The organism is Anoxybacillus sp. UARK-01, from assembly GCF_002075365.1.
Classification (GTDB): domain Bacteria; phylum Bacillota; class Bacilli; order Bacillales; family Anoxybacillaceae; genus Anoxybacteroides; species Anoxybacteroides rupiense.
In genome coordinates, this window is record NZ_NASY01000042.1 from 123,401 (window position 1) to 145,523 (window position 22,123).

Genomic DNA, 22,123 nt, shown 5'->3' on the forward strand with positions numbered 1-22,123 from the left:
TAGATACCCATAAAAGAGGGGGAACAATGATGCATTCACCAATTGAACGCTTGTTTTCGCTGTTCGATCAGACAGCGGTTATTTTGCAGGAAGAGCTGCGGTGTACATACTTAGAAGCTGTAGCAGAAACAGGAGAAAATTTTTTTTATGGCGATGTTCTGCAGGAAGAAGTTAGCGAACTGAATAGGAAGCGATTGAAAAACGAATATCGGCAAATTCAGCTCGAACGCTTCACAAATGAAGAAATTCGCAAAGCCTTTCAGCTCGCTGTATTAAAAGGAATGAAGGAACATACGCAGCCCCATCATCAAATGACTCCAGACGCTGTTAGCTTATTCCTCAGCTATTTAGTCGGCAAATTTATGAACCGCTACTTTGCGTTTACGATTTTCGATCCTGCGGTTGGAACCGCGAATTTGCTGACAGCCGTGCTGAACCATCTGCCAGAAAAACAAGTAAAAAGTTATGGGGGCGACATTGACGATTTACTGATGAAGGTGGCTTATGTCAACGCAAATTTGCAAAAGCATTCGATCCACTTTTTTAATCAAGACAGCCTGCAGCCGCTGTTTGTTGAACCGGTGGATGTGGTTGTGTGCGACTTGCCTATTGGCTATTATCCAAATGATGATAATGCCTCACGCTTTATATTGAAAGCAGAAAAGGGGCATTCGTATGCCCACCATTTATTTATTGAGCAAAGCGTTTCTTATACGAAAGAAGGAGGCTATTTATTTTTCTTAATTCCCAATTCGTTGTTTACTAGCGATCAAGCGGACAAGCTCCATTCGTTTGTGAAAGAATACACGGTAGTACAAGGATTGTTGCAGCTCCCGCTTTCGATGTTCAAAAATGAGCAGGCGGCCAAAAGCATTTTTATTTTGCAAAAGAAAGGCAGCAGCGTAAAGCCTCCTAAAAAAGCCTTGCTTGCTGAGCTTCCTAGCTTTTCAAATAAGCAGGCGATGCAGGGAATGATGCATAAAATCGACGAATGGTTCACAACAGAAAAGCAGGGGCTATAAAAATTCGATCATCCATACACGTGATGCTAGTTGAGCACGGCGCGTTCCAGCTTGATGGCAGGTGATCCAATTTCGAAGGTGGGGCGGCTGAATAAGTCCACTTCACAGAACCATGAATGAGTCTGAAAGCAGTCTTGTGTCTTGTTCCACCTTCGTCACGCAGCCGCGTGACGAAAGGAAAAGGCCAGCCGTTGTGAATGTATATTTGCCTGAAGCTTATGACAAACGCTCGGAAGCGCGATCCGGGCGTTTTTTTATGGTTGATCCATCATAGAATGGATGCTGCTTCCACCGTCCAGAGAGAAATGGCTTAAATAGCACGGAGATGGTTCGGACGACACCTACCAAGCATATCATCGCGTGCTTCAATTTAAAATTTTAGGAATATAAAAACATATTTTCTGCAAACGATTACAATCATGAGAAATGCTTGAAACTATAGTTGAACGAATCGTAAAATGGAGAAGAATTCATCTGTATTCATTCTTTATTATCAAGTAACAAAGGACTATTTTCTAAATATAAGGGAGTTGTTTATCGGAGATGTCGAAAATTATTGCGATTAACGCAGGCAGCTCATCATTGAAATTTCAATTGTTTGATATGCCTAGCGAAACCGTATTAACGAAAGGATTAGTCGAGCGAATCGGCTTTGAAGATGCCGCGTTTACCATTACAGTAAACGGAGAAAAGGTGCAGGAGGTCACACCAATTCCTGATCATGCCGTTGCTGTTAAAATGCTGCTTGATAAACTCATTCGTTTCGAGATCATTCACTCATTTGAAGAAATCGATGGAATAGGCCACCGCATTGTTCATGGCGGCGAAAAGTTCAGCGATTCTGTTTTAATCACGGATGAAGTGCTAAAGGAAATTGAAGAGTTATCCGAGCTTGCGCCTTTGCATAACCCAGCGAATATTATTGGTGTGAAAGCATTTAAAGAAATACTTCCAAACGTCCCAGCAGTAGCGGTGTTCGATACGGCATTTCATCAGACGATGCCAGAGCAGTCGTTTTTATACAGCCTGCCATATGAATATTATACGAAATTTGGAATTCGGAAATATGGCTTTCACGGGACATCTCACAAGTATGTGACGCAGCGGGCAGCTGAACTATTGGGCCGTCCAATTGAGCAGCTTCGTTTAATCTCCTGCCATCTTGGAAACGGAGCGAGCATTGCAGCGGTAGAAGGCGGAAAATCGATTGATACATCGATGGGCTTTACACCGTTGGCAGGGGTAGCGATGGGAACTCGTTCTGGAAATATTGATCCAGCGCTTATTCCTTATATCATGGAGAAAACAGGAAAGACTGCTGAAGAAGTGATCGATGTTTTAAATAAAAGAAGTGGAATGCTTGGAGTTTCCGGTTTTTCAAGCGATTTGCGCGATATTGAAAAGGCTGCGGCGGAAGGAAACGAACGGGCTGAGCTTGCTCTTGAAGTGTTTGCCAATCGCATTCACAAGTATATTGGTTCCTATGCGGCTCGCATGTGCGGTGTGGACGCCATCATTTTTACAGCGGGAATTGGTGAAAACAGTGATGTCGTGCGGGCAAAAGTATTGCGCGGCCTTGAATTTATGGGCGTTTACTGGGATCCGTCGCTCAATAAAGTGCGCGGTAAAGAAGCGTTTATCAGCTATCCTCACTCTCCAGTAAAAGTATTAGTCATTCCAACGAATGAAGAGGTTATGATCGCTCGCGATGTTGTTCGCTTAGCGGATATTGCCTATGTATAAGAAAAAAGCCAGACGTCAACGTCTGGCTTTTTTCAATATAGACATTAATTGAGAAACAGCTGATTTACAATCGTAGCTGTTTTCATTACCCGCCCTCCTTCCTTTATGGCCAATATGGCTATTATGAATGAAAAGGAAAGGTTTGTCGTTCACTTTTTGCTGCTTTGGAACCGTGCCATCCTAAAAATCGTTTCTCCCACTATAACATAGCCCTTAGGAAAAAGGATTTTGAATGATATGATGGAGAATATAAAGGAATGGTTGGCTAGTACCAAAGGAGAGCAAAGATTTTTTATGGATGATTCCATTTTGTGGCTACTAGTCTAGGGGAATGATGAACGGAAGGGAATGAGCTGGATTGATTGCAAGTGTCATAAATCTCTTAGACTGAGCATGCGATATGGTTTCGTGTTCCATCTTATCACACTTAGAAAAAACCACTCGTTTTTTCAACCGCATGAGCTATAAGCCGAATGCTAGAAGAGATAAAAAAGAAAGGAGTTTGTTATGGCTGTATTTGAGCATAAACAGGAAGCACCGAAAGTGGTAAAATGCAAAATTATTACGATCAGTGATACGAGAACTATGGAGACAGATAAGAGCGGAAAAGCGATGTTTGAGCTGCTTCAAGGAGCTGGACATGAGATCGTGGATTATGAAATCGTCAAAGACACAAAAGAAGAGATTCGCCAAGCGGTCTTAGCCGGGTGCCGGCATCCGGAGATCGACGTCGTTTTGACAAACGGCGGAACAGGAATCGCCAAGCGCGATGTGACGATTGAGACGATGAAAGAAATTCTTGATAAAGAAATCGTTGGTTTTGGCGAATTGTTTCGGATGCTCAGCTACACCGAAGATATCGGGTCTGCCGCTATGCTGTCACGCGCCATCGCCGGAGTGGCAAATGATACAGCCATTTTTGCGACGCCGGGCTCGACGGGAGCTGTTCGTCTGGCGATGACGAAATTAATATTGCCGGAATTGCCGCATGTTGTCAGGGAAATAAGAAAGGATGCATGAGAAAAAACGTGCTTATTCACTGAAGCGGACGCTCAGACTGTCGATAAATGCTTTGATCCTGCTTCTTTTGCCTCACTTGTTTATCTTAGGCAGTTCGATTTTGCTATCACCACGATGGGCTGTCCAGAAAATCAACATCTATGAAAGTGGAAAATCATAAAAAGATAAAAGGGCGTCTATAAGCCGATTCTCCAGCTTATAGACGCCCCTTTTTATCTGATTAAGCGTTTTTTTGTTTTTCTATTTCTTGGTTGCGAAGGATGAAGCGTTGGATTTTTCCGCTTGATGTTTTAGGAAGTTCTGCTACAAACTCCACTTCGCGCGGGTATTCATGTTTAGATAAGCGATTTTTAACAAATAAAGATAATTCTTCGGCCAATTCTTTGGTAGGTTCATATGCATTTGCCAATACAACGAAGGCTTTTACAATCTCTCCTTTAAGCGGGTCGGGCTTTCCAACAACAGCTGCTTCTACCACAGCTGGATGCTCGATGAGTGAGCTTTCGACCTCGAAAGGCCCGATGCGGTATCCGGCACTGGAAATGATATCATCTGCTCTCCCTTGGAACCAAAAGTATCCATTTTCATCCTTCAGCGCCAAATCTCCAGTCAGGAACCAATCACCGATCATTCTTTGCGCCGTTTTTTCAGGATCTTTCCAGTAACCGTGGAAAACATTTGGAATCGAATGAGTATGGAACGCAATTTGTCCGACTTCACCCGTTGGTACTTCTTGTCCTTGATCGTCAAGCAAGGCCACTTCAAATCCCGGCAGCGCCCAGCCCATCGATCCCGGCAATATGTCCATATCGAGAGAGTTGAAGTTGCCAATGAGCATCAATGTTTCAGACAATCCGTAGTGATCATGAACGGTGACCCCTAAATTTTTTTGGAAGAAGCGGATGACTTCAGGATTGAGCGGCTCACCGGCAGAACTCATCGCACGGACACGAATATCATACTTTGTGATTAGTTCTTCTCCAGCCGCTACCATCGCTCGATAAGCGGTCGGTGCAAATGCGAAATTGGTAACACCGTATTTTTCCATTAATTCGTAATATGTTTCTGCCTTGAACGGCCCTTCATATAGGACGATTGGCACGCCGAAGCACATTGGTGCAAAGGTGCAAAAGATTAGACCATAGGCCCAGCCAGGGTCAGCTCCTCCTAGAAAAATATCGTCATCCCGTAAATCGACAGCATAGCGCATATACGGATAGATATTGATTAAAAGGTTGTGTGTCCACATCGCTCCTTTTGGCATTCCAGTAGAGCCGGAAGTATATTGAATCGCTAATAAATCGTTGACCGTCATTTTTTCCGTTACATGATCGCTAGATTCTTTTGAAAGCGTTTCCCAAAAATCCCAATCATGAGGTTCAGTAGGGCCATCTATGACAAAGATGTGCTCAAGTGTAGGCGCCTTATCTTTTGTCGGCAGCTTTGCCCGCTGTTCTCGATTCGTTAGGATCGCCTTTGCCTCACAATTATTAATCCGATATTCGACCGCTTGCGGACCGAAGGCAGTAAATAACGGCACATAAACGGCGCCAACTTTCCAAGCAGCGAGAATGTAGACGACTAATGCAGGGTTTTTTGGCAAAAGCGCGCAAACCCGATCCCCTTTTTTAATCCCGATTTTGCGAAAGACATTGGCCATTTGATTGGACCAGTTGCGAAGCTCTTCATATGTAATGATTCGCTTTTCTCCCGAATGGTTTTCATAAAATAATGCAATGCGTTGCGGATCGCCTGCGTAGCGGTCGCAAACTTCATGGGCGACGTTAAAGTATTCCTTCGGATTCCAATCATAATGCTTAAATACATCATCCCAAGAAAAAGATTCGATTAGCGAAGTGTATGATGCCGTCTTTTCCATATAAATCCCCCTCTGTTGCTTCAATTAGTGAAAGTTAATATACAAATAATAATATGAAAAAAATAAATATTCAATATATTTTACAAAAATAAAAAAATGGAGAGGGATGAATGTTTCTGTCTCTCCGATTCGTTCTTTTATTGATGCACCTGCTTTGATACCGTTTGGTTCATTCGATACCAAATCCATAAGTCATTAATGACAGAAGCAAGCTCGGCAATTTCAAAGTTAAGCTGGCATGAACGGGTAAAATTATTTTCATCGCTTAATTGCTCCTGCTTATGATTGATGATTTGTTCGAGTTCAGCGATCCGATCAGGGATCGTTCCGCGGATTTTTTCCCATTCCAATAAGATTTCGTGCTGCTCTTTTTCGCTATATTCTTCCCACTCTTTATCAAGTGAAGGCAACGAAATACCGAGCCGCTGATCATGGATAAAGTAAGCGTTCATCTCTCTCCCTCGCTTTCTTCCTTTTATTTTACAAAAAAGCATAAGCGGGCAACAAGAGAGAAAAGAATAGTATTTTTATACTTTTTGTTGAATAACTATTGAAAAAAATCATAAAAGCTGATAAATTGGTAATGTGAATTTTTGAATATTTATTTAGTTTTAAGTATATTTATGTATATCGAGGGAAGGGGAATCATAATGGCTAATCAAAAAATTGTGTTAGCTTATTCCGGCGGTTTAGATACATCGGTTGCTATTAAGTGGTTACAAGAGCGAGGCTATGATGTTGTCGCGTGCTGCTTAGATGTAGGCGAAGGAAAAGATCTCGATTTTGTGCAAAGTAAAGCCTTAACGGTTGGCGCTATCCAATCATATGTTATCGACGCGAAGGAGGAATTTGCCAACGAGTACGCGCTCGTAGCGTTGCAGGCTCATACGCTTTATGAAGGAAAATATCCGCTTGTCTCTGCTCTGTCGCGTCCATTAATCGCAAAAAAGCTAGTTGAAATTGCCGAGTTGGAAGGTGCGGTAGCGGTTGCTCACGGCTGCACAGGAAAAGGAAATGACCAAGTTCGTTTTGAAGTGTCGATTAAGGCGCTGAACCCGAACTTGGAAGTAGTGGCTCCTGTTCGGGAATGGAGCTGGTCACGCGAAGAAGAGATTGAATATGCGAAAAAGCACGGTATTCCGATTCCAATTGATTTAGATAGCCCGTTTTCTATTGACCAAAACTTATGGGGAAGAAGCAATGAATGCGGTATTCTCGAAGATCCTTGGGCCGCTCCGCCAGAGGAAGCTTATGAGTTAACAGCGGCATTAGAGGATACGCCAGATGTTCCAGAGATCATCGAGATCGGCTTTGAGCAAGGAGTTCCAAAAACGCTAAACGGAAAGCATTATTCGCTTGCTCAATTGATCTTGGAGCTTAATGCGTTGGCTGGTAAGCATGGAGTTGGACGGATTGATCATGTTGAAAACCGCCTTGTCGGCATCAAGTCACGTGAAGTCTATGAATGCCCTGGCGCGATGACGCTTATTAAGGCGCATAAAGAATTAGAGGATTTAACCCTTGTGAAGGAGGTCGCTCATTTTAAACCGTTAATTGAGCAGAAATTAGCGGAAATCATCTATAACGGCTTGTGGTTTTCACCGCTGAAAGATGCGCTTGTTGCATTTTTAAATGAAACGCAGAAAAATGTCACAGGAATTGTGCGCGTCAAATTGTTTAAAGGTCATGCCATCATTGAAGGGCGAAAATCGGAGTTTTCGCTATATGATGAAAAGCTGGCGACATACACAGCGGAAGATGAATTTGATCATCAAGCAGCTGTCGGCTTTATCTCCCTATTTGGCTTGCCAACGAAAGTACACAGCATCGTGAACAGCAAAAAGAAGGTGAATGTGTGAAAAAGCTTTGGGGCGGACGATTTACAAAAACAGCAGAAGAGTGGGTCGACGAGTTCGGTGCGTCGATCCCTTTTGATCAACAGCTCGTTGAAGAAGATATTGAAGGAAGCATTGCACATGTGACGATGCTTGGGAAATGCGGCATTTTGCCCAATGATGATGTCGAGATCATCAAGACTGGTTTGCTTGCGCTTTTAGAAAAAGCAAAACAGGGTCAGCTGGAGTTTTCTGTTGCATATGAGGATATTCATTTGAATATCGAGAAGATGCTGATGGATGAAATTGGTCATGTGGGCGGAAAATTGCATACTGGACGAAGCCGCAACGATCAAGTCGCAACGGATATGCATCTCTATTTGCGTAAACGTGTTACAGAAATGATGGATCTGATGAAAGAGTTGCAAAAGGTGCTTGTTGAAAAAGCAGAGCAACATATTGAAACATTAATTCCAGGATACACACATTTACAGCGGGCGCAGCCAGTTTCATTTGCTCATCACTTGCTTGCTTATTTTTGGATGCTTGAGCGCGACTATGAGCGTTTTGCTGAATCTTTAAAACGCATTAATAAGTCGCCTCTTGGAGCGGGAGCGTTGGCCGGAACGACTTTTCCCATTGATCGCGAGTATGCCGCTGAATTGCTGGGGTTTGATGGAATATATGAAAATAGCATCGATGCGGTGAGCGATCGAGATTTTATTATTGAATTTTTAAGCAACAGTTCGATGTTGATGATGCATCTATCGCGTTTTTGTGAGGAATTGATTCTTTGGTCGAGCCAAGAGTTTCGATTCGTCGAGATGGATGATGCATTTGCCACAGGAAGCAGCATTATGCCGCAGAAGAAAAATCCCGATATGGCAGAGCTCATACGCGGAAAAGTGGGGCGGGTATATGGCAACTTGTTTGGATTGCTAACGGTCATGAAAGGGACACCGCTTGCTTATAATAAAGATATGCAAGAGGATAAAGAAGGAATGTTTGATACGGTCAAAACCGTTATGGGCTCATTAAAAATTTTTGCCGGTATGATTGAAACGATGAAGGTGAATGTGGCGGCTATGGAAGCGGCGACGAAGCAAGATTTTTCAAACGCGACAGAGCTTGCTGACTATTTGGCGGCAAAAGGAGTACCTTTCCGCGAAGCGCATGAAATTGTAGGAAAGCTTGTTTTAACATGCATTGAAAAAGGAATATTTTTAGCTGACTTGCCGCTTGAGGTGTATCAAAAAGCTTCACCTTTGTTTGAATCTGATATTTACGAGGCGCTGAATCCGTACACGGCGGTGGATCGGCGCAACAGCGCTGGAGGGACGGGGTTTGCCGAAGTGCGCAAAGCAGTGGCCAACGCGAAAAAACGGTTGAGTGAAAAAAAGTGATACGAATAAACAAGACCGATCCACAAAAGGTGGATCGGTCTTGGAGTGTTGATAAATGGGATAACAAATCATTGATTCGATCAGCTTGCGCCATGTCAAAGTATGACCGGCTGTCGAAACCGACTCATCATCTGTTTACTTAAGGAGCAATGTTGGAGAAGCCGGTCGCAGCTATACAAATACAGATGGATTTTTCAGCAAAAGCCCCGTCGCTTCCTCTTTATGTCGATTTTTCAACCCGAATCTCTATATAACACTACGGACTATTTTATACTTCCCCAAGCTCTTTTTCCGTTCTGACAACTAACACGTCGCACTTGGCATAGCGAGTAATATGCTCGGAAACACTTCCAATCAATAAACGCTCGACAGCATTTAATCCTGTGGCACCGCAGATGATTAAGTCTGCTTTGTGTTTTGGAGCGATGTCTTTGGCGATTTTTACTTTTGGAGAACCGAATTCAATGTCGACAATGACATGTTCAATTCCAGCTTCTAGAGCTTGCTGTTTATAGTTTTCTAGCAGTTCCTTTGCATATTGCTCAGAACGCTCCACTACTGATTGGCTGTGTGCTTCAACGGCAGCAAATGCGCGAATATCAATAATGTGGGTTAAAATCAAGGATGCTTCGTTGCGTTTGGCGATTTGGATCGCTTTTTTAAACGCCCATTCAGCTTCCTGCGAGCCATCTACAGCGACAACAATCGTTTTATACGTCATTGTCATGTGTCCCCACTCCCCTTTTGGATAGAAATGTTAGTTCTAATTGAAGTATATCATATAGAAAACTAGGAAAACTAGAGCTGTCATAACAATTTTATGAAAAAGGAGTGACAGACAGGCATGGAGGATAAAAAGAAGAACAATGAATGGAATTTATACGATGATGAAGAGGTAGCGCAAGAAATTAGCGAACAAATCATGTCTGCTTATCATAGTGATGGCATTGAACAAGAGCAACCGCATTATCAACCGCAAAGAGAGATAGGAGAATTATAAAAGCCATCATGGCGTATAACGCCATGATGGCTTCAGATTGTTGGCAAACGCTTTTATCCTGCGTCACTGGCCTCGCTTGTCCCGCTCCGCTCATGAGCTTCTTTTGTTCCATTCGCGTCTTCGCTTGGCTTCGTTCCTTGCCTACCAAGCATTTTTGAGCCAGCCTGATAGGAAAAATCACAATCACTGAACGCAATAATGGTAGACAAAATCAATTTTGATTTTGTCTACCACCTGATGCTAGGTGTGTTTCATGGTATGATAAATCTAATGGATGTTTTTTCTTTCGGGATTGTAGTAAAGTAAAATTAGATACTTGTTTATGGGGAGGAGTTTTTCGAGTGCGACATGCCCTCATAACAGCTGGTGCAAAAGGATTGGGACGAAAGGTGACGGAGGTGCTGCTTGAAAAAGGATACTCGGTAACCGTAAACTACCGAAGCGATGAAGCTGCCGTCCATTCACTTCAACAAAAATATGCTTATGTTTCTGAACGGCTGCAATTCGTGAAGGGGGATGTTACAAAAAAAGAAGATTTACATCATTTGGTTGCTCAAGCGCTAGCGAAATTCGGCCGTATCGATTTTTTAATTAATAATGCCGGGCCTTATATTTTCGAACGAAAAAAGCTAGCAGATTATAGTGAGGCAGAATGGTATGAGATGATCGAAGGAAATTTGAGCGCCGTTTTTCATTTGTTTAAAAAAACGATTCCAATTATGAGAAACCAAGGATTTGGCCGCATTATTACGTACGGCTTTCAAGGAGCAGCCAATGCACCAGGCTGGCTTCACCGTTCTGCATTTAGTGCCGCGAAAGTTGGACTGGTTTCCTTAACCAAAACGATTGCGGTAGAGGAAGCGGAATATGGAATTACAGCCAATATGATTTGTCCCGGGAACATATTAGGGGATATGAAAGAGGCGACCATTGCGGAATCAAGAAAGCAAAGAGATGAGATGACGCCGATAGGGCGTTCAGGAACGGGAGAAGATATAGCCCGGATGATTGCATTTTTATGTGAAGAAGATTCGGATATGATTACAGGCTCCATTATTGAAGTGACAGGAGGAATGGATGTCATTCATCGGTATCGTTAATGTGAATAATTTTCCAGCGTTCATTCCATTCTATATAGTACAGATGGAAATACTTTCTTGGTGCGGTTTTTTTAAGAAAAAATTACGACAGCGCTCGTAATGGAGGAGGACGGTTGATGATGAAAATAGGTGTGCCGAAGGAAATTAAAAACAATGAGAATCGTGTGGCGATGACCCCAGCTGGAGTGATGACGCTCGTTCAAGCGGGGCATGAGGTGTATGTAGAAGCAGGAGCTGGAGAAGGATCAGGATTTTTAGATGAGGAATATGAAAAAGCGGGAGCTACGATTGTTAAAACGGCTCAAGACGCTTGGGCGGCAGAAATGGTGATGAAGGTAAAAGAGCCGCTTCCCCAGGAATATCAATATTTTCGAGAAAACTTAATTTTATTTACATATCTCCATTTGGCAGCAGAGCCTGAATTAACGAAAGCTCTTATTGATCACAAAGTAGTCGGGGTTGCCTATGAAACCGTACAGCTTGCTAATGGCTCCTTACCGCTGTTGACGCCGATGAGCGAAGTGGCTGGCCGAATGTCGGTGCAAATTGGCGCGCAATTTTTAGAAAAGCCGCATGGTGGAAAGGGAATCTTATTAGGAAGTGTGCCGGGAGTCAAACGAGGAAAGGTGACGATTATTGGAGGAGGCGTGGCTGGAACGAATGCAGCCAAAATGGCAGTGGGACTCGGCGCAGAAGTCACGATTATTGATGTGAATCCGGAGCGCCTGAGACAGCTTGATGATTTATTTGGCGACCACGTTACGACACTGATGTCAAATATGTATAATATTGCTGCATCTGTTCAAGAATCGGACTTAGTGATTGGAGCGGTACTCATCCCAGGAGCAAAAGCGCCAAAGCTAGTGACCGAAGAGATGATTCGTACCATGTCTCCCGGCTCGGTTGTCGTTGATATTGCCATTGATCAGGGCGGAATTTTTGAAACAACCGATCGTGTCACGACCCATAGTAATCCAACTTATACGAAGCATGGCGTTGTTCATTATGCGGTTGCTAATATGCCAGGGGCTGTTCCACGCACGTCGACCTTTGCCCTGACAAATGTCACCGTGCCGTATGCGCTGCAAATTGCCAATAAAGGGTATCGTCAAGCATGTTTTGATCATCCAGCGCTGTTAAAAGGCATGAATACATTGAACGGTTATGTGACATATGAAGCTGTAGCAAGGGCGCATAACCTCTCATTTCAAGATGCCAAACCTTTGTTAGAGTCAATGTGAAAACAAGCGGCGTTCTCCAACGTGAACGCCGCTTGTTTTTATAATAGGATGAATTCTTTTGGATAATTTGTTAAAATCTCTGCGCCGTTTTCAGTAATCAAGATATCGTCTTCGATGCGCACACCGCCGATGTCCGGAATGTAAATGCCCGGTTCAATTGTAAAGACCATCCCCGGCTCGAGCGGCATCGTATTGGTTGCATTCATCGAAGGATACTCATGAACTTCAATGCCTAATCCGTGCCCGACGCGATGAGTAAAATAAGAACCGTAACCAGCTTGCTCAATCAACTGTCTTGCCGCTTTGTCCACCGCACCAATCTCTGTTCCTGGCTTTGATGCTGCAATAGCAGCGAGCTGGGCGTTTAAGACGGTATGATAAATTTGCTTTTGCTCATCGTTTGGTTGGCCAAACATAACGGTTCGCGTAATATCTGAACAATATCCATCTAAAATAACGCCTAAATCGAATAAGACAAAATCTCCTTTTTGAATAGAGGCTAAGCCTGGGGTGCCATGAGGATCAGCCGTTTTGGCCCCCGTCAATACCATCGTTGCAAACGACATTTGGCGAACGCCCTTTTTCTTCAATTCGTACTCAATGGCGGCAATCACTTCTAATTCTGTTTTGCCTTCAGCAATCGCTTTTACGCCGACTTCCACGCCATAATCAGCGAGAGAAGCTGCTTGCCGTAAAATCGCGATTTCTTGTTCATCTTTAATCATGCGCAGCTGTCGCAATTTTTCCTCTACATTAACGGTTGAGCGCACGGAAAAATAGGTACATAGCTGTTCATATCGTTCAAGAGATAGGTGTGCTTTTTCAATCGCGATATTTTCAACGGTCAAAGATCTTTTGTTCATATGCGTATAAATGTGCTCCCAAGGGTTTTCAATATCGCTGTAGCCGATAATAGAATAAGCCCAACCGGAGCGTTTAGCTTGAGCCACTTCCATTTGTGGACAGACGAGAACGGGCTCATCATTTGGGAAGACGAGCAGCGCTAAAAGCCGTTCATGCGGTTCACTGTAAAATCCGCTTAAGTAAAAGACATTAGCGGTGGATGTAATAAGGGCGAAGGAAAGCTGCTCTTGCTGCATCCAGTTTGAAAGAGATTGAAGTCGTTGGTTCATTGTGTTCCCTTCCTTTTATTTCTATATTTATAAACATCAATCCATCCGTCGCTTTCATTGGCGAGGTGCCCATCAATGACTCAGCATTTGAACAAGAGGTTTATCGCAAGCAAATACTTCGTCGATTTTCTTGTTTTAAAAAGCATGAAGAAAGCGTTTGCGTTAAAATGGTGGATGATTGATGCTCATGAGCAGACTCTATATTTGAGAGTACCAGTAATTTTGCCGTATGTAAACGATTATGCATGATTCTTAAGCGAGTCTATGACTTTGCCAAAGCAGATGCCGTCCGTTCATAATAGTATAAGGACAATAAGTGAATGGATTTTATCTAGCACTGCAGACTAGCGTTTCTGCTTCTTAAGAACACCTGCGGGCCCATCCGTTTGCCTGCTAGGTGTTCATTCGCTACATGAAGAAGGAAATATAAAAGTTTTTGCGAAATATATCAATGAAAGACCTTGTACATAGGAAAGGAGCAGATCAAATTGAAGCTTACGTATCATGGACATTCAGTTGTCAAAATTGAAACGAACGGAAAGACGATTTTCATTGATCCGTTTATTACAGGAAATGGGGCGACGGATCTGAATGCTGACGACGTAAAGGTAGATGTGATTTTGCTGACACATGGGCATAGTGATCATGTAGGCGATACGATTCCGCTTGCGCTTCGCAACAATGCGCTGGTAGTGGCTCCGTTTGAATTGGCTACGTATTTAAGCTGGCAAGGTGTCAATGCGCATCCGATGCATATTGGCGGAGCACGCCAATTTGAATTTGGAAAAGTCAAATTAACCCAAGCCTTCCACGGCTCCAGTTATATTGACGAAAACAAGCAAATCATTTATACGGGAATGCCGTGCGGGATTTTATTCTATGCGGAAGGAAAAACGATTTATCACGCGGGAGATACGGCGCTGTTTTCGGATATGAAGCTGATTGGCGAGCGAAATGAAATCGATGTGGCCTTTTTGCCGATTGGCGACAATTTTACAATGGGACCAGAGGATGCGGCGTTGGCAGCGGACTGGCTGCGTGCCAAAACCGTTGTACCGATTCATTACAACACATTCCCGGTCATTGAGCAAAATCCGCACCAGTTTGTTTCGCTGCTCAAAGAGGGCGTGGGAAAAGTATTACAACCAGGAGAAAGCATGGAATTATAGCGAAAAAAAGGGGCTTTTATCCAAGCTCCTTTTTTGTTTGCGAATCATGTGACTAGCCCTTCATTGAATCGCGCTTCATTCACCTTTATAATAAAAATAGACTTTGGCACAAAGGGTGAAGACATTTGGCGACAAAACATGAGCAAATTTTGCAATATATTGATAGCTTGCCGGTAGGAGAAAAAATTTCTGTTCGGCAAATTGCGAAAGAAATGGGGGTAAGCGAAGGAACGGCTTACCGGGCGATTAAGGATGCGGAAAATAAAGGGTATGTCAGCACGATTGAGCGTGTTGGAACGATTCGAATCGAGAGAAAAAAGAAAGAAAATATTGAGAAGCTCACTTACGCGGAAGTTGTCAATATTGTGGATGGACAAGTGCTAGGAGGACGTGAAGGTCTGTATAAAACGCTCAACCGCTTTGTCATTGGTGCAATGAAACTTGAAGCGATGATGCGTTATACAGGAGCAGGAGATTTATTAATTGTCGGAAACCGGACGAAGGCGCATCAACTTGCGCTAGAAGCAGGTGCGGCCGTGTTGATTACCGGAGGCTTTGATACAGATGATTATGTCAAAAAACTGGCGGACGAGCTGCAGCTGCCCATTATATCGACAAGCTATGATACGTTTACAGTTGCGACGATGATCAATCGTGCGATTTACGATCAGCTCATTAAAAAAGAAATCGTTCTTGTCGAAGATATTTTAATTCCTTTCGAAAAAACGGTATATTTAGAAACCACTGATATAGTCGAAAAGTGGTATCAGCTCAATCGCGAAACGAAGCACAGCCGCTTTCCTGTCGTTGACCATCATTTAAAAGTGCAAGGAATGGTGACATCAAAAGATGTATTAGACTGTGAACGGACGCTGCCGATTGAAAAAGTCATGACGAAATATCCAATTACTGTAAACGGAAAAACGTCGGTTGCCTTTGCCTCACATATTATGGTATGGGAAGGCATTGAATTGTTGCCGGTTGTCGATGACCATAATCGTCTTCAGGGAATTATAAGCAGGCAGGACGTATTAAAGGCGCTGCAAATGATTCAGCGACAGCCGCAAGTCGGGGAAACGATCGATGATCTCATTACAGGCCAATTTCAAGAAGCAGAGCAGCAATCGAAAACAGAAAATGTCTTTCAATGCACGGTAACGCCGCAAATGACGAACTATTTAGGAACGCTATCTTATGGAGTGTTTACAACGATTGTGACGGAAGCGGCGACGCGGGTATTGCGGCTATATAAACGCGGAGATTTAGTGATCGAAAATATTACGATTTATTTTATTAAACCGGTGCAAATTGACAGTATTATTGATATTAAAGCAAGGCTGCTAGAAATTGGCCGGAAATTCGGAAAGGTGGATGTTGAAGTATATCATGACGGAGTGGTTGTAGGAAAAGCATTAATGATGTGCCAGTTAATGGACAGGTAGTTTTTATGGACGGGGGATCATGATCCCCCGTTTTTAGCTGTTTGCTGCGCCTCTTCTATCACCAACGGCAAATAATGCTTATAGGACCGATATCCAGCCCATGCGCTTCCGCTGCCCACCAATAAAAAAATGATTCCGACAATATAGGTGACGGTTGAAGAATGTAAAAAGAATTGGTTGATGCCGAAAAAAAAGACAAATAGGCCGAGAGCTATGCTTGACTTTGCAGAAAGCCATCGCCGTTCGAGCGGGCGCTGGCTACGAAAATATTTCATTTTATAATAGGCATAGAAGGAAAAAGAAAAAATGATGAGAATGACTAGTGCAGGCATGAACGCACCCCTCCATCTTTTGTTTCTCTACCATTGTACATGTTTTTCCCTTATAATGAAAGAAAACTATCGTAAAAGAGGGAACGAATATGAACGAGAAGGCATTGGAAATTTTACAGGTGATTCAGCAATTTGAAACGATCATTATTCACCGCCACGTCCGTCCTGATCCAGATGCATACGGCTCCCAAGGAGGATTGGCGGAAATTCTGAAGGCCTCATTTCCACAAAAAAATGTTTATACAGTAGGAAGAGAAGAAGAATCGCTTAATTTTTTAAGACGGTTGGATCAAATCGATGATCATGTATATAAAAACGCGCTTGTGATTGTATGTGACACGGCGAACCAGGAGCGGATCTGTGATGGGCGCTATCGGTTAGGAAAAAAACTGATTAAAATTGATCATCATCCGAACGAAGATCCGTACGGAGATTTATTGTGGGTCGATACGAACGCCAGCTCGACAAGTGAAATGATTTATGAGTTTTACTTAGCAGGCAAAGAGAAAGGCTTGGTCATGACGAAAGAAGCAGCTCGTTTGATTTACGCTGGGATTGTCGGGGACACGGGACGTTTTCTTTTTTCAAGAACAAGCTCTAAAACATTCCAATATGCAAGCGAACTAGTTGAATACGGCTTTTCATTGACCGATCTATATGATGAGCTATATCGCACAAAAGTGAATATTGCTCATTTAAGCGGATATGTGTTACAAAATTTTCAGCTTTCTCCAAGCGGAGTCGCGTTTGTAAAAATGACAAAAGAACTGCTTGGAAAATATAACGCTTCTCCGTCCGAAGCGTCGCAGCTTGTAAGTCTTCTTGGCAACGTTGATGGAATACAGGCATGGGTCTTTTTTATTGAGGAGGACAAAGAAATTCGTGTTCGCCTCCGTTCAAAAGGAACGATTGTCAATGAAGTAGCAAAAAAATACGGGGGCGGCGGACATCCTTTCGCTGCAGGTGCGTCGATTTATTCTTGGGAGGATGCGGATCGGGTGATTGCTGATTTAGAATTGGCGTGCCAAGCCCATTAATAACTCAAACCGATCTAGAGAAGGTCCGTTTTTTATGTGGTCGGAGATTTTGTCCCCGGCTATAATCCAGCAGTTATCACTTGTTCGTTGTTCGGTGACTTCTTTCTGTTTGTTGAAAGATTTTTTGATTTCCATTTATATTTATGTTGCTGTTTTGGTAGATCGATGTTGCAAGTACTGCTATTAAGGAAAATGACCAAATACAACCAAACGTAATTTTTGTTTAAAAAATATGTCAAGCGTGTTGATGATCCAATAAAAATCAATCGACATTGCTTGATTCCTTACTTTTCTACCGTAGTCGGCAAGCCACTCGCTTGCCGACTGGACATGCAGAAAAGCGTGTGTCTAGCTCAATCATTCCATATTTTTAGTAAAATAATGGATCATCAACACTAGTGAAAAGATATCATCTTTTTTGAAATCCCCTTCATCCTATTTTTATATGGTCATTCTCGATGATATCCTGCTAGCGGTGAACGGGCTTTAGCTTTAATTCAATTGATAATGTAGTGAATAAAAACAGCTCCGTTATTTCAAGTCGATACGTTTGCTCATTGATGGTATAGGTTTTGTTTTCAATCGTCTTTTTTAATAAATCCTTGCTTTGATAGACGGTTTCGATATCTTTGGCGACTAGGTGGGATACATCTTCTTTGACGCTTTCTTCAATATGAAATTTCATATAGGAATCGAGTTTATACTCATTTGCGTTGACAAGCTGGATGCGAATTTCTTGGACGGTCAGCTTTTTTTTGTTCAGTTTGTTTAGTTTAATATAATCTTCCTGCCAAATTTGAATATCGCTGTTTAAATCAGCAATTTTGTCTTGAAGTTCAGTGATCTGGCGCACCTGCTTTTCTTGCAATACACCAAATAAATGTAAAAATATGAACCAGCTTAGGACCGCACCGATCGCGGCGCCGGCAAAAAAACGCTGCCAAGTTTTGTCGCGATAGTATGGAGGAATTCTCATGAAGAAATATGCTCCTGTGTCAGCCATGTAATAATGGTAACACCTGTTTGTGCGCCACCGATCGCGGAAATAATGAGCAGAAACTGCTTGACAATGTCACGTGTTTCTCCTGAAAATAAGCCGCGCTCGACTGTATAAAACGTGTCAAATGTCCCGCCAATTGCGGCTACGACCGCCCAAATTTTTAAATCCATCGCAAAACGATACATGGACGTCAGCGGTGGCTGTCCCATCAGAAATGCCCCGATTCCGCCAATGCCTGCTCCTCCTAAAAGAACTCCAAGAGCAATAAAGTAGCTTTGAATAAACGCCGGTAAAAACGCAAGTTTCGTTCCCATCATCGCCTCATTCCTTTCTTTAAACATATATATGGACGAACAGATATAAGTATGTTTTGCGTTGCCAAAGTTTTGTCGACTATAATGAAGGAAAAGGAGGGAGGAGCATTGTCGTTTGTCCACCTTCATGTACGGAGCGGCTATAGCTTGTTAAAGAGTGCAGTAAAAATTCATGATTTAGTGAAAAAAGCGAGTGAACTGGGTTTTAGGTCGTTAGCTTTAACAGATGAAAACGTACTATACGGGGCGGTGACTTTCTATCAAGAATGCCAAAAATATCAGATTAAACCGATCATCGGTATGATTACACATATTAAAGTGGGAGAGAGGGAAGCGTATCCGCTTGTGCTTTTAGCAAAAAACAATATAGGTTATCGCCATTTAATGAAAATTAGCAGCATCATTCAAACAAGTGAACCTGATGGAATCCCAGAAGAACGGCTTCAGCGTTATAGCAATGAGCTGATCGCCATTTCTCCAGGAAGGGATGGTTATGTTGAGTCATTAGTGAGAAGAAATGAGTTCGAAAAAGCGATCAAGTGTATGGCCTCATATAAACAACTATTTGGAGATGATGCTTTTTATCTGGCGGTTCAACGGCATGGTGTGGAAGAAAAATGGCAGCATGAGCTTGTACAGCTGAGCAAGGCAACGAATACGCCGCTTGTTGCTACCAACGATGTGCGTTACATCGAGAAGGAAGATGCTTTCGTTCACGATTGCTTGCTTGCAATTCAGCAGGGGATGAAACTTCATGATGAAGGAAGGAGAACGCTTGGAAGTGACGAATACTATTTAAAATCAACCGATGAAATGGCGAGCCTGTTTGCTGATTTACCTGAAGCAGTAAGCAATACAGAAAAAATTGCTTCCCTGTGCCAAGTTGACATTGAATTAGGCAGATTGCGGCTTCCTAAATATCCTGTACCAGCAAACGAAAATGTTCATCAGCATTTGGAGCGTCTTTGTTTGAAAGGATTATATGAACGCATCCCGTCTCCATCATCGGAATATCTTGAGCGCCTTCGTTATGAGTTAAAAACGATTGAGGAGATGAATTTTAGCGATTATTTTTTAATTGTCGCTGATTTTATCAGCTTTGCGCGAGAACAAGGAATCACAATGGGACCGGGACGTGGTTCAGCTGCGGGATCGCTTGTGGCCTTTACTCTGTATATTACCCATGTCGACCCTGTTCAGTATGGTTTATTATTTGAGCGTTTTTTGAATCCTGAGCGCGTTTCTCTTCCTGATATTGATATCGATTTTCCAGATGAGCGGCGCGATGAAGTGATTCAGTATGTGGCACGCAAATACGGAACGCAACATGTTGCTCAAATTATTACATTTGGTACATTTGGAGCGCGAGCCGCTATTCGCGATGTCGCTAAGGCCATGGGAGTGCGTCCGGAAGAAATAGAGCAAATCGCAAAGCATATCCCTAACAAAATGGGGATCACACTGCAAGAAGCATATGACCAGGTCCCTTTGTTAAAAAAAGCTGTTCAGACATCGCCAGAGCTGCGAAAAGTCTTTGCTACAGCATTGCGATTGGAAGGGCTTCCACGGCATTCATCCACTCATGCGGCCGGGGTGGTGATAAGCGAACAGCCGCTGTCGGACATCGTACCGTTGCAGCAAGGGCATGGCGACATTTACTTAACTCAATATCCAATGGACGTATTAGAACAGCTTGGTTTGTTGAAAATGGATTTTCTTGGCCTGCGCACTTTAACCTTCATTAGCAATGTGTGCAAGCTGATTTATCAAAAAACAGGGAAATTTGTTGATGTACAAAATGTTCCGCTCCACGATGAACGAACGTTTGCCTTGCTAAGTAGAGGAGATACAACAGGAATTTTTCAATTGGAATCAGAAGGGATCAAAAACGTACTGAAGCAGCTAAGACCGTCGCAATTTGAGGATATTGTCGCCGTCAATGCTTTATATCGTCCGGGACCGATAGACTTTATTCCAATATATATCAAAAGAAAGCATGGGCATGAAGCCGCTGTCTTTCTTCATCCGGACCTTGCACCTATTTTACAGTCAACATACGGGGTCTTGATTTATCAAGAGCAGATTATGCAAATAGCAGCAAAAATGGCTGGCTTTTCATTAGGTCAAGCTGATTTATTGCGGCGAGCGATAGGGAAAAAGAACAAGGAGATTCTTGATCAAGAGCGATCCCGCTTTGTCAAAGGATGTATGGAGAAAGGATATGACAAAACGCTTGCTCATGAACTATACGATTTGATTGTCCGCTTTGCCAATTATGGATTTAACCGAAGCCATGCGGTTGCTTACAGTATGATTTCCTATCAATTGGCCTATTTAAAAGCGCATTATCCGCTATATTTTTATGCGGCTTTATTGACTGTTTCCATTGGAGACGAAGAAAAAGTGAGCTCATGCATACAAGAGATGAGACAACGGAAGATTGTGCTGCTTCCGCCTTCGATTAATCGAAGCTATTATTCATTTTCCATTGAAAACGGATCAATCCGTTATAGTCTTGCAGCGATTAAGCATGTTGGTGCTCAAGCGGTCAACGCGATTATTCAAGAAAGAAAAAAACGTCCGTTTTCCGATTTATTCGATTTTTGTCTTCGCCTATCCAAAAAAACGGTGAATCGGAAAATGATCGAATCTCTCATATTGGCAGGTTGTTTTGATGAATTTGGCATTGAGCGTGCAACATTGCTGGCAAGTGTCGAAGTAGCGATGGAGCATGCTGAACTGATGGGACCATATTATGAGTATGATGAAAGCGATCAATCGATCATAGCCGGACTATCTTTTAAACCAAAATATGTAGAAGCCTCTCCGTTTTCTTTTGACGAAAAGCTTCAATATGAAAAGGATTTGCTTGGTGTGTATGTCTCGCCTCATCCCGTTTTAGCGCATCTTGATCAATTTCAAGCGGCAGGAGCAGTGCCGGTCAGTTCGATCAAAAAAGAGCAAAACGGCTCCTATTTACGGATTGGCGCCTATATTCTTTTGGAGCGCAAGACGAGAACCAAAAAAGGCGAAGAAATGTCGTTTTTGACAGTAAGCGATGAAAGCGGCGAATTGTCCGCTATTGCTTTTCCTGAAGTGTATCATCGCTATCATTCTTCCTTAAAAAAAGGCGAGACTTTGTTGCTGGAAGGAAAAATAGAAGTCCGGCAAGCGGCGATTCATTTCATTATAAAAAAGGTGATTCCGCTCGATGAGCTGGACAAGCCAACGCTTTATTTAAAAATTCGCCCTGATCATATCCACAGCGGAAAAATGGCAAAGCTCAAAACGATTTTGGAGCATCATCACGGTTATGTACCTGTCGTTCTCTATTATGAAAAAGAGCGCAAAACGGTGAAGCTGTCTGACGAATACCAAGTGAACGCTTCTGCTGACTGCCTAGCAGAATTAAAAGCATTGTTAGGAGGCACATATGTTGTGCTAAAATAATGT

At 42.8% G+C, this 22,123-nt stretch carries 20 protein-coding genes; 13 read left to right on the forward strand and 7 right to left on the reverse strand.

All coding sequences use genetic code 11. The features are described 5' to 3' along the window. Positions 1–29: 29 nt before the first annotated feature. From B6A27_RS10320 to B6A27_RS10330, 3 genes are all read left to right on the forward strand, one after another. Positions 30–1,022 (forward strand): class I SAM-dependent methyltransferase, encoded by a 993-nt coding sequence (locus tag B6A27_RS10320; RefSeq protein WP_066146462.1) that lies wholly within the window; start codon positions 30–32, stop codon positions 1,020–1,022. A gap of 543 nt (positions 1,023–1,565) precedes the next feature. Further along, entirely contained in the window at positions 1,566–2,765 is a 1,200-nt protein-coding gene (locus tag B6A27_RS10325) for an acetate kinase (RefSeq protein ID WP_066146456.1), read from the forward strand. 507 nt (positions 2,766–3,272) lie between these two features. Further along, positions 3,273–3,785, forward strand: coding sequence for a MogA/MoaB family molybdenum cofactor biosynthesis protein (locus tag B6A27_RS10330; protein WP_044745929.1), 513 nt, complete (start codon positions 3,273–3,275; stop codon positions 3,783–3,785). Between the two features lie 220 nt (positions 3,786–4,005). Here B6A27_RS10330 and B6A27_RS10335 read toward each other — a convergent pair whose 3' ends face one another. Beyond that, positions 4,006–5,664: an acetate--CoA ligase gene (locus tag B6A27_RS10335; RefSeq protein ID WP_044745930.1), complete on the reverse strand. Its 1,659-nt coding sequence runs from the start codon at positions 5,662–5,664 to the stop codon at positions 4,006–4,008. A 137-nt stretch (positions 5,665–5,801) separates the two neighbouring features. Continuing rightward, the gene (locus B6A27_RS10340) at positions 5,802–6,116 is read right to left on the reverse strand and encodes a hypothetical protein (protein ID WP_044745931.1); all 315 of its coding nucleotides are present in this window, start codon (positions 6,114–6,116) and stop codon (positions 5,802–5,804) included. Between the two features lie 198 nt (positions 6,117–6,314). Between B6A27_RS10340 and B6A27_RS10345 the strand changes: the two genes are divergently transcribed. Continuing rightward, the gene (locus tag B6A27_RS10345) at positions 6,315–7,523 is read left to right on the forward strand and encodes an argininosuccinate synthase (RefSeq protein WP_080862063.1); all 1,209 of its coding nucleotides are present in this window, start codon (positions 6,315–6,317) and stop codon (positions 7,521–7,523) included. Next, on the forward strand, positions 7,520–8,902 hold the full coding sequence (argH, locus tag B6A27_RS10350; RefSeq protein WP_080862064.1) for an argininosuccinate lyase: 1,383 nt from the start codon (positions 7,520–7,522) through the stop codon (positions 8,900–8,902). The genes B6A27_RS10345 and argH overlap by 4 nt, the downstream gene beginning before the upstream one ends. Positions 8,903–9,170: 268 nt before the next feature. On the opposite strand, the gene B6A27_RS10355 is transcribed toward argH, so the two are convergent. Further along, a complete protein-coding gene (locus B6A27_RS10355; protein WP_080862065.1) occupies positions 9,171–9,629 on the reverse strand; it encodes a universal stress protein in 459 nt (152 codons plus the stop codon). 117 nt (positions 9,630–9,746) lie between these two features. Here B6A27_RS10355 and B6A27_RS18825 point away from each other — a divergent pair, with 117 nt between their 5' ends. From B6A27_RS18825 to ald, 3 genes are all read left to right on the forward strand, one after another. Beyond that, a complete protein-coding gene (locus B6A27_RS18825) occupies positions 9,747–9,902 on the forward strand; it encodes a hypothetical protein (protein WP_201722558.1) in 156 nt (51 codons plus the stop codon). A gap of 341 nt (positions 9,903–10,243) precedes the next feature. Then, entirely contained in the window at positions 10,244–11,002 is a 759-nt protein-coding gene (locus B6A27_RS10360) for an SDR family oxidoreductase (protein ID WP_080862066.1), read from the forward strand. Positions 11,003–11,121: 119 nt separating this feature from the next. Next, entirely contained in the window at positions 11,122–12,243 is a 1,122-nt protein-coding gene (ald, locus tag B6A27_RS10365; protein ID WP_080862148.1) for an alanine dehydrogenase, read from the forward strand. A 38-nt stretch (positions 12,244–12,281) separates the two neighbouring features. On the opposite strand, the gene B6A27_RS10370 is transcribed toward ald, so the two are convergent. Next, on the reverse strand, positions 12,282–13,376 hold the full coding sequence (locus tag B6A27_RS10370; protein ID WP_080862067.1) for a M24 family metallopeptidase: 1,095 nt from the start codon (positions 13,374–13,376) through the stop codon (positions 12,282–12,284). Positions 13,377–13,451: 75 nt separating this feature from the next. On the opposite strand from B6A27_RS10370, the gene B6A27_RS18655 reads away from it, so the two are divergent. The 3 genes from B6A27_RS18655 to B6A27_RS10380 all read left to right on the forward strand — a co-directional run bounded on the left by B6A27_RS18655 (position 13,452) and on the right by B6A27_RS10380 (position 15,987). Next, a complete protein-coding gene (locus B6A27_RS18655) occupies positions 13,452–13,625 on the forward strand; it encodes a hypothetical protein (protein ID WP_161491042.1) in 174 nt (57 codons plus the stop codon). A gap of 239 nt (positions 13,626–13,864) precedes the next feature. Continuing rightward, positions 13,865–14,545, forward strand: coding sequence for a metal-dependent hydrolase (locus tag B6A27_RS10375; RefSeq protein WP_080862068.1), 681 nt, complete (start codon positions 13,865–13,867; stop codon positions 14,543–14,545). A 125-nt stretch (positions 14,546–14,670) separates the two neighbouring features. Next, on the forward strand, positions 14,671–15,987 hold the full coding sequence (locus B6A27_RS10380) for a CBS domain-containing protein (RefSeq protein WP_066146433.1): 1,317 nt from the start codon (positions 14,671–14,673) through the stop codon (positions 15,985–15,987). Positions 15,988–16,004: 17 nt separating this feature from the next. Here the strand turns inward: B6A27_RS10380 and B6A27_RS10385 are convergent, their stop codons facing one another. Continuing rightward, positions 16,005–16,319 carry a YtpI family protein gene (locus tag B6A27_RS10385; protein WP_080862069.1) on the reverse strand — a complete coding sequence of 105 codons (315 nt, stop codon included), beginning with the start codon at positions 16,317–16,319 and terminating at the stop codon, positions 16,005–16,007. Between the two features lie 89 nt (positions 16,320–16,408). Here B6A27_RS10385 and B6A27_RS10390 point away from each other — a divergent pair, with 89 nt between their 5' ends. Next, positions 16,409–17,356, forward strand: coding sequence for a DHH family phosphoesterase (locus B6A27_RS10390; RefSeq protein ID WP_066146426.1), 948 nt, complete (start codon positions 16,409–16,411; stop codon positions 17,354–17,356). Positions 17,357–17,825: 469 nt separating this feature from the next. Here B6A27_RS10390 and ytrI read toward each other — a convergent pair whose 3' ends face one another. Together ytrI and ytrH are read right to left on the reverse strand one after the other, a co-directional pair. Beyond that, positions 17,826–18,332, reverse strand: a complete 507-nt coding sequence (gene ytrI, locus B6A27_RS10395) for a sporulation membrane protein YtrI (protein WP_044745941.1) — start codon at positions 18,330–18,332, stop codon at positions 17,826–17,828. Continuing rightward, positions 18,329–18,670, reverse strand: a complete 342-nt coding sequence (ytrH, locus tag B6A27_RS10400) for a sporulation membrane protein YtrH (protein ID WP_044745942.1) — start codon at positions 18,668–18,670, stop codon at positions 18,329–18,331. The genes ytrI and ytrH overlap by 4 nt, the downstream gene beginning before the upstream one ends. 108 nt (positions 18,671–18,778) lie before the next feature. Between ytrH and dnaE the strand changes: the two genes are divergently transcribed. Then, positions 18,779–22,120, forward strand: a complete 3,342-nt coding sequence (dnaE, locus tag B6A27_RS10405; RefSeq protein WP_080862070.1) for a DNA polymerase III subunit alpha — start codon at positions 18,779–18,781, stop codon at positions 22,118–22,120. Positions 22,121–22,123: the final 3 nt, after the last annotated feature.

Excerpts from the sequence above, each read along its gene's own strand:
- B6A27_RS10320 (WP_066146462.1), top strand. The coding sequence starts at position 30 with ATGCATTCACCAATTGAACGCTTGTTTTCGCTGTTCGATCAGACAGCG.
- B6A27_RS10325 (WP_066146456.1), top strand. The coding sequence starts at position 1,566 with ATGTCGAAAATTATTGCGATTAACGCAGGCAGCTCATCATTGAAATTT.
- B6A27_RS10330 (WP_044745929.1), top strand. The coding sequence starts at position 3,273 with ATGGCTGTATTTGAGCATAAACAGGAAGCACCGAAAGTGGTAAAATGC.
- B6A27_RS10335 (WP_044745930.1), bottom strand. The coding sequence starts at position 5,664 with ATGGAAAAGACGGCATCATACACTTCGCTAATCGAATCTTTTTCTTGG.
- B6A27_RS10340 (WP_044745931.1), bottom strand. The coding sequence starts at position 6,116 with ATGAACGCTTACTTTATCCATGATCAGCGGCTCGGTATTTCGTTGCCT.
- B6A27_RS10345 (WP_080862063.1), top strand. The coding sequence starts at position 6,315 with ATGGCTAATCAAAAAATTGTGTTAGCTTATTCCGGCGGTTTAGATACA.
- B6A27_RS10355 (WP_080862065.1), bottom strand. The coding sequence starts at position 9,629 with ATGACAATGACGTATAAAACGATTGTTGTCGCTGTAGATGGCTCGCAG.
- B6A27_RS18825 (WP_201722558.1), top strand. The coding sequence starts at position 9,747 with ATGGAGGATAAAAAGAAGAACAATGAATGGAATTTATACGATGATGAA.
- ald (WP_080862148.1), top strand. The coding sequence starts at position 11,122 with ATGAAAATAGGTGTGCCGAAGGAAATTAAAAACAATGAGAATCGTGTG.
- B6A27_RS10370 (WP_080862067.1), bottom strand. The coding sequence starts at position 13,376 with ATGAACCAACGACTTCAATCTCTTTCAAACTGGATGCAGCAAGAGCAG.
- B6A27_RS18655 (WP_161491042.1), top strand. The coding sequence starts at position 13,452 with ATGACTCAGCATTTGAACAAGAGGTTTATCGCAAGCAAATACTTCGTC.
- B6A27_RS10385 (WP_080862069.1), bottom strand. The coding sequence starts at position 16,319 with ATGCCTGCACTAGTCATTCTCATCATTTTTTCTTTTTCCTTCTATGCC.
- B6A27_RS10390 (WP_066146426.1), top strand. The coding sequence starts at position 16,409 with ATGAACGAGAAGGCATTGGAAATTTTACAGGTGATTCAGCAATTTGAA.
- ytrI (WP_044745941.1), bottom strand. The coding sequence starts at position 18,332 with ATGAGAATTCCTCCATACTATCGCGACAAAACTTGGCAGCGTTTTTTT.
- ytrH (WP_044745942.1), bottom strand. The coding sequence starts at position 18,670 with ATGGGAACGAAACTTGCGTTTTTACCGGCGTTTATTCAAAGCTACTTT.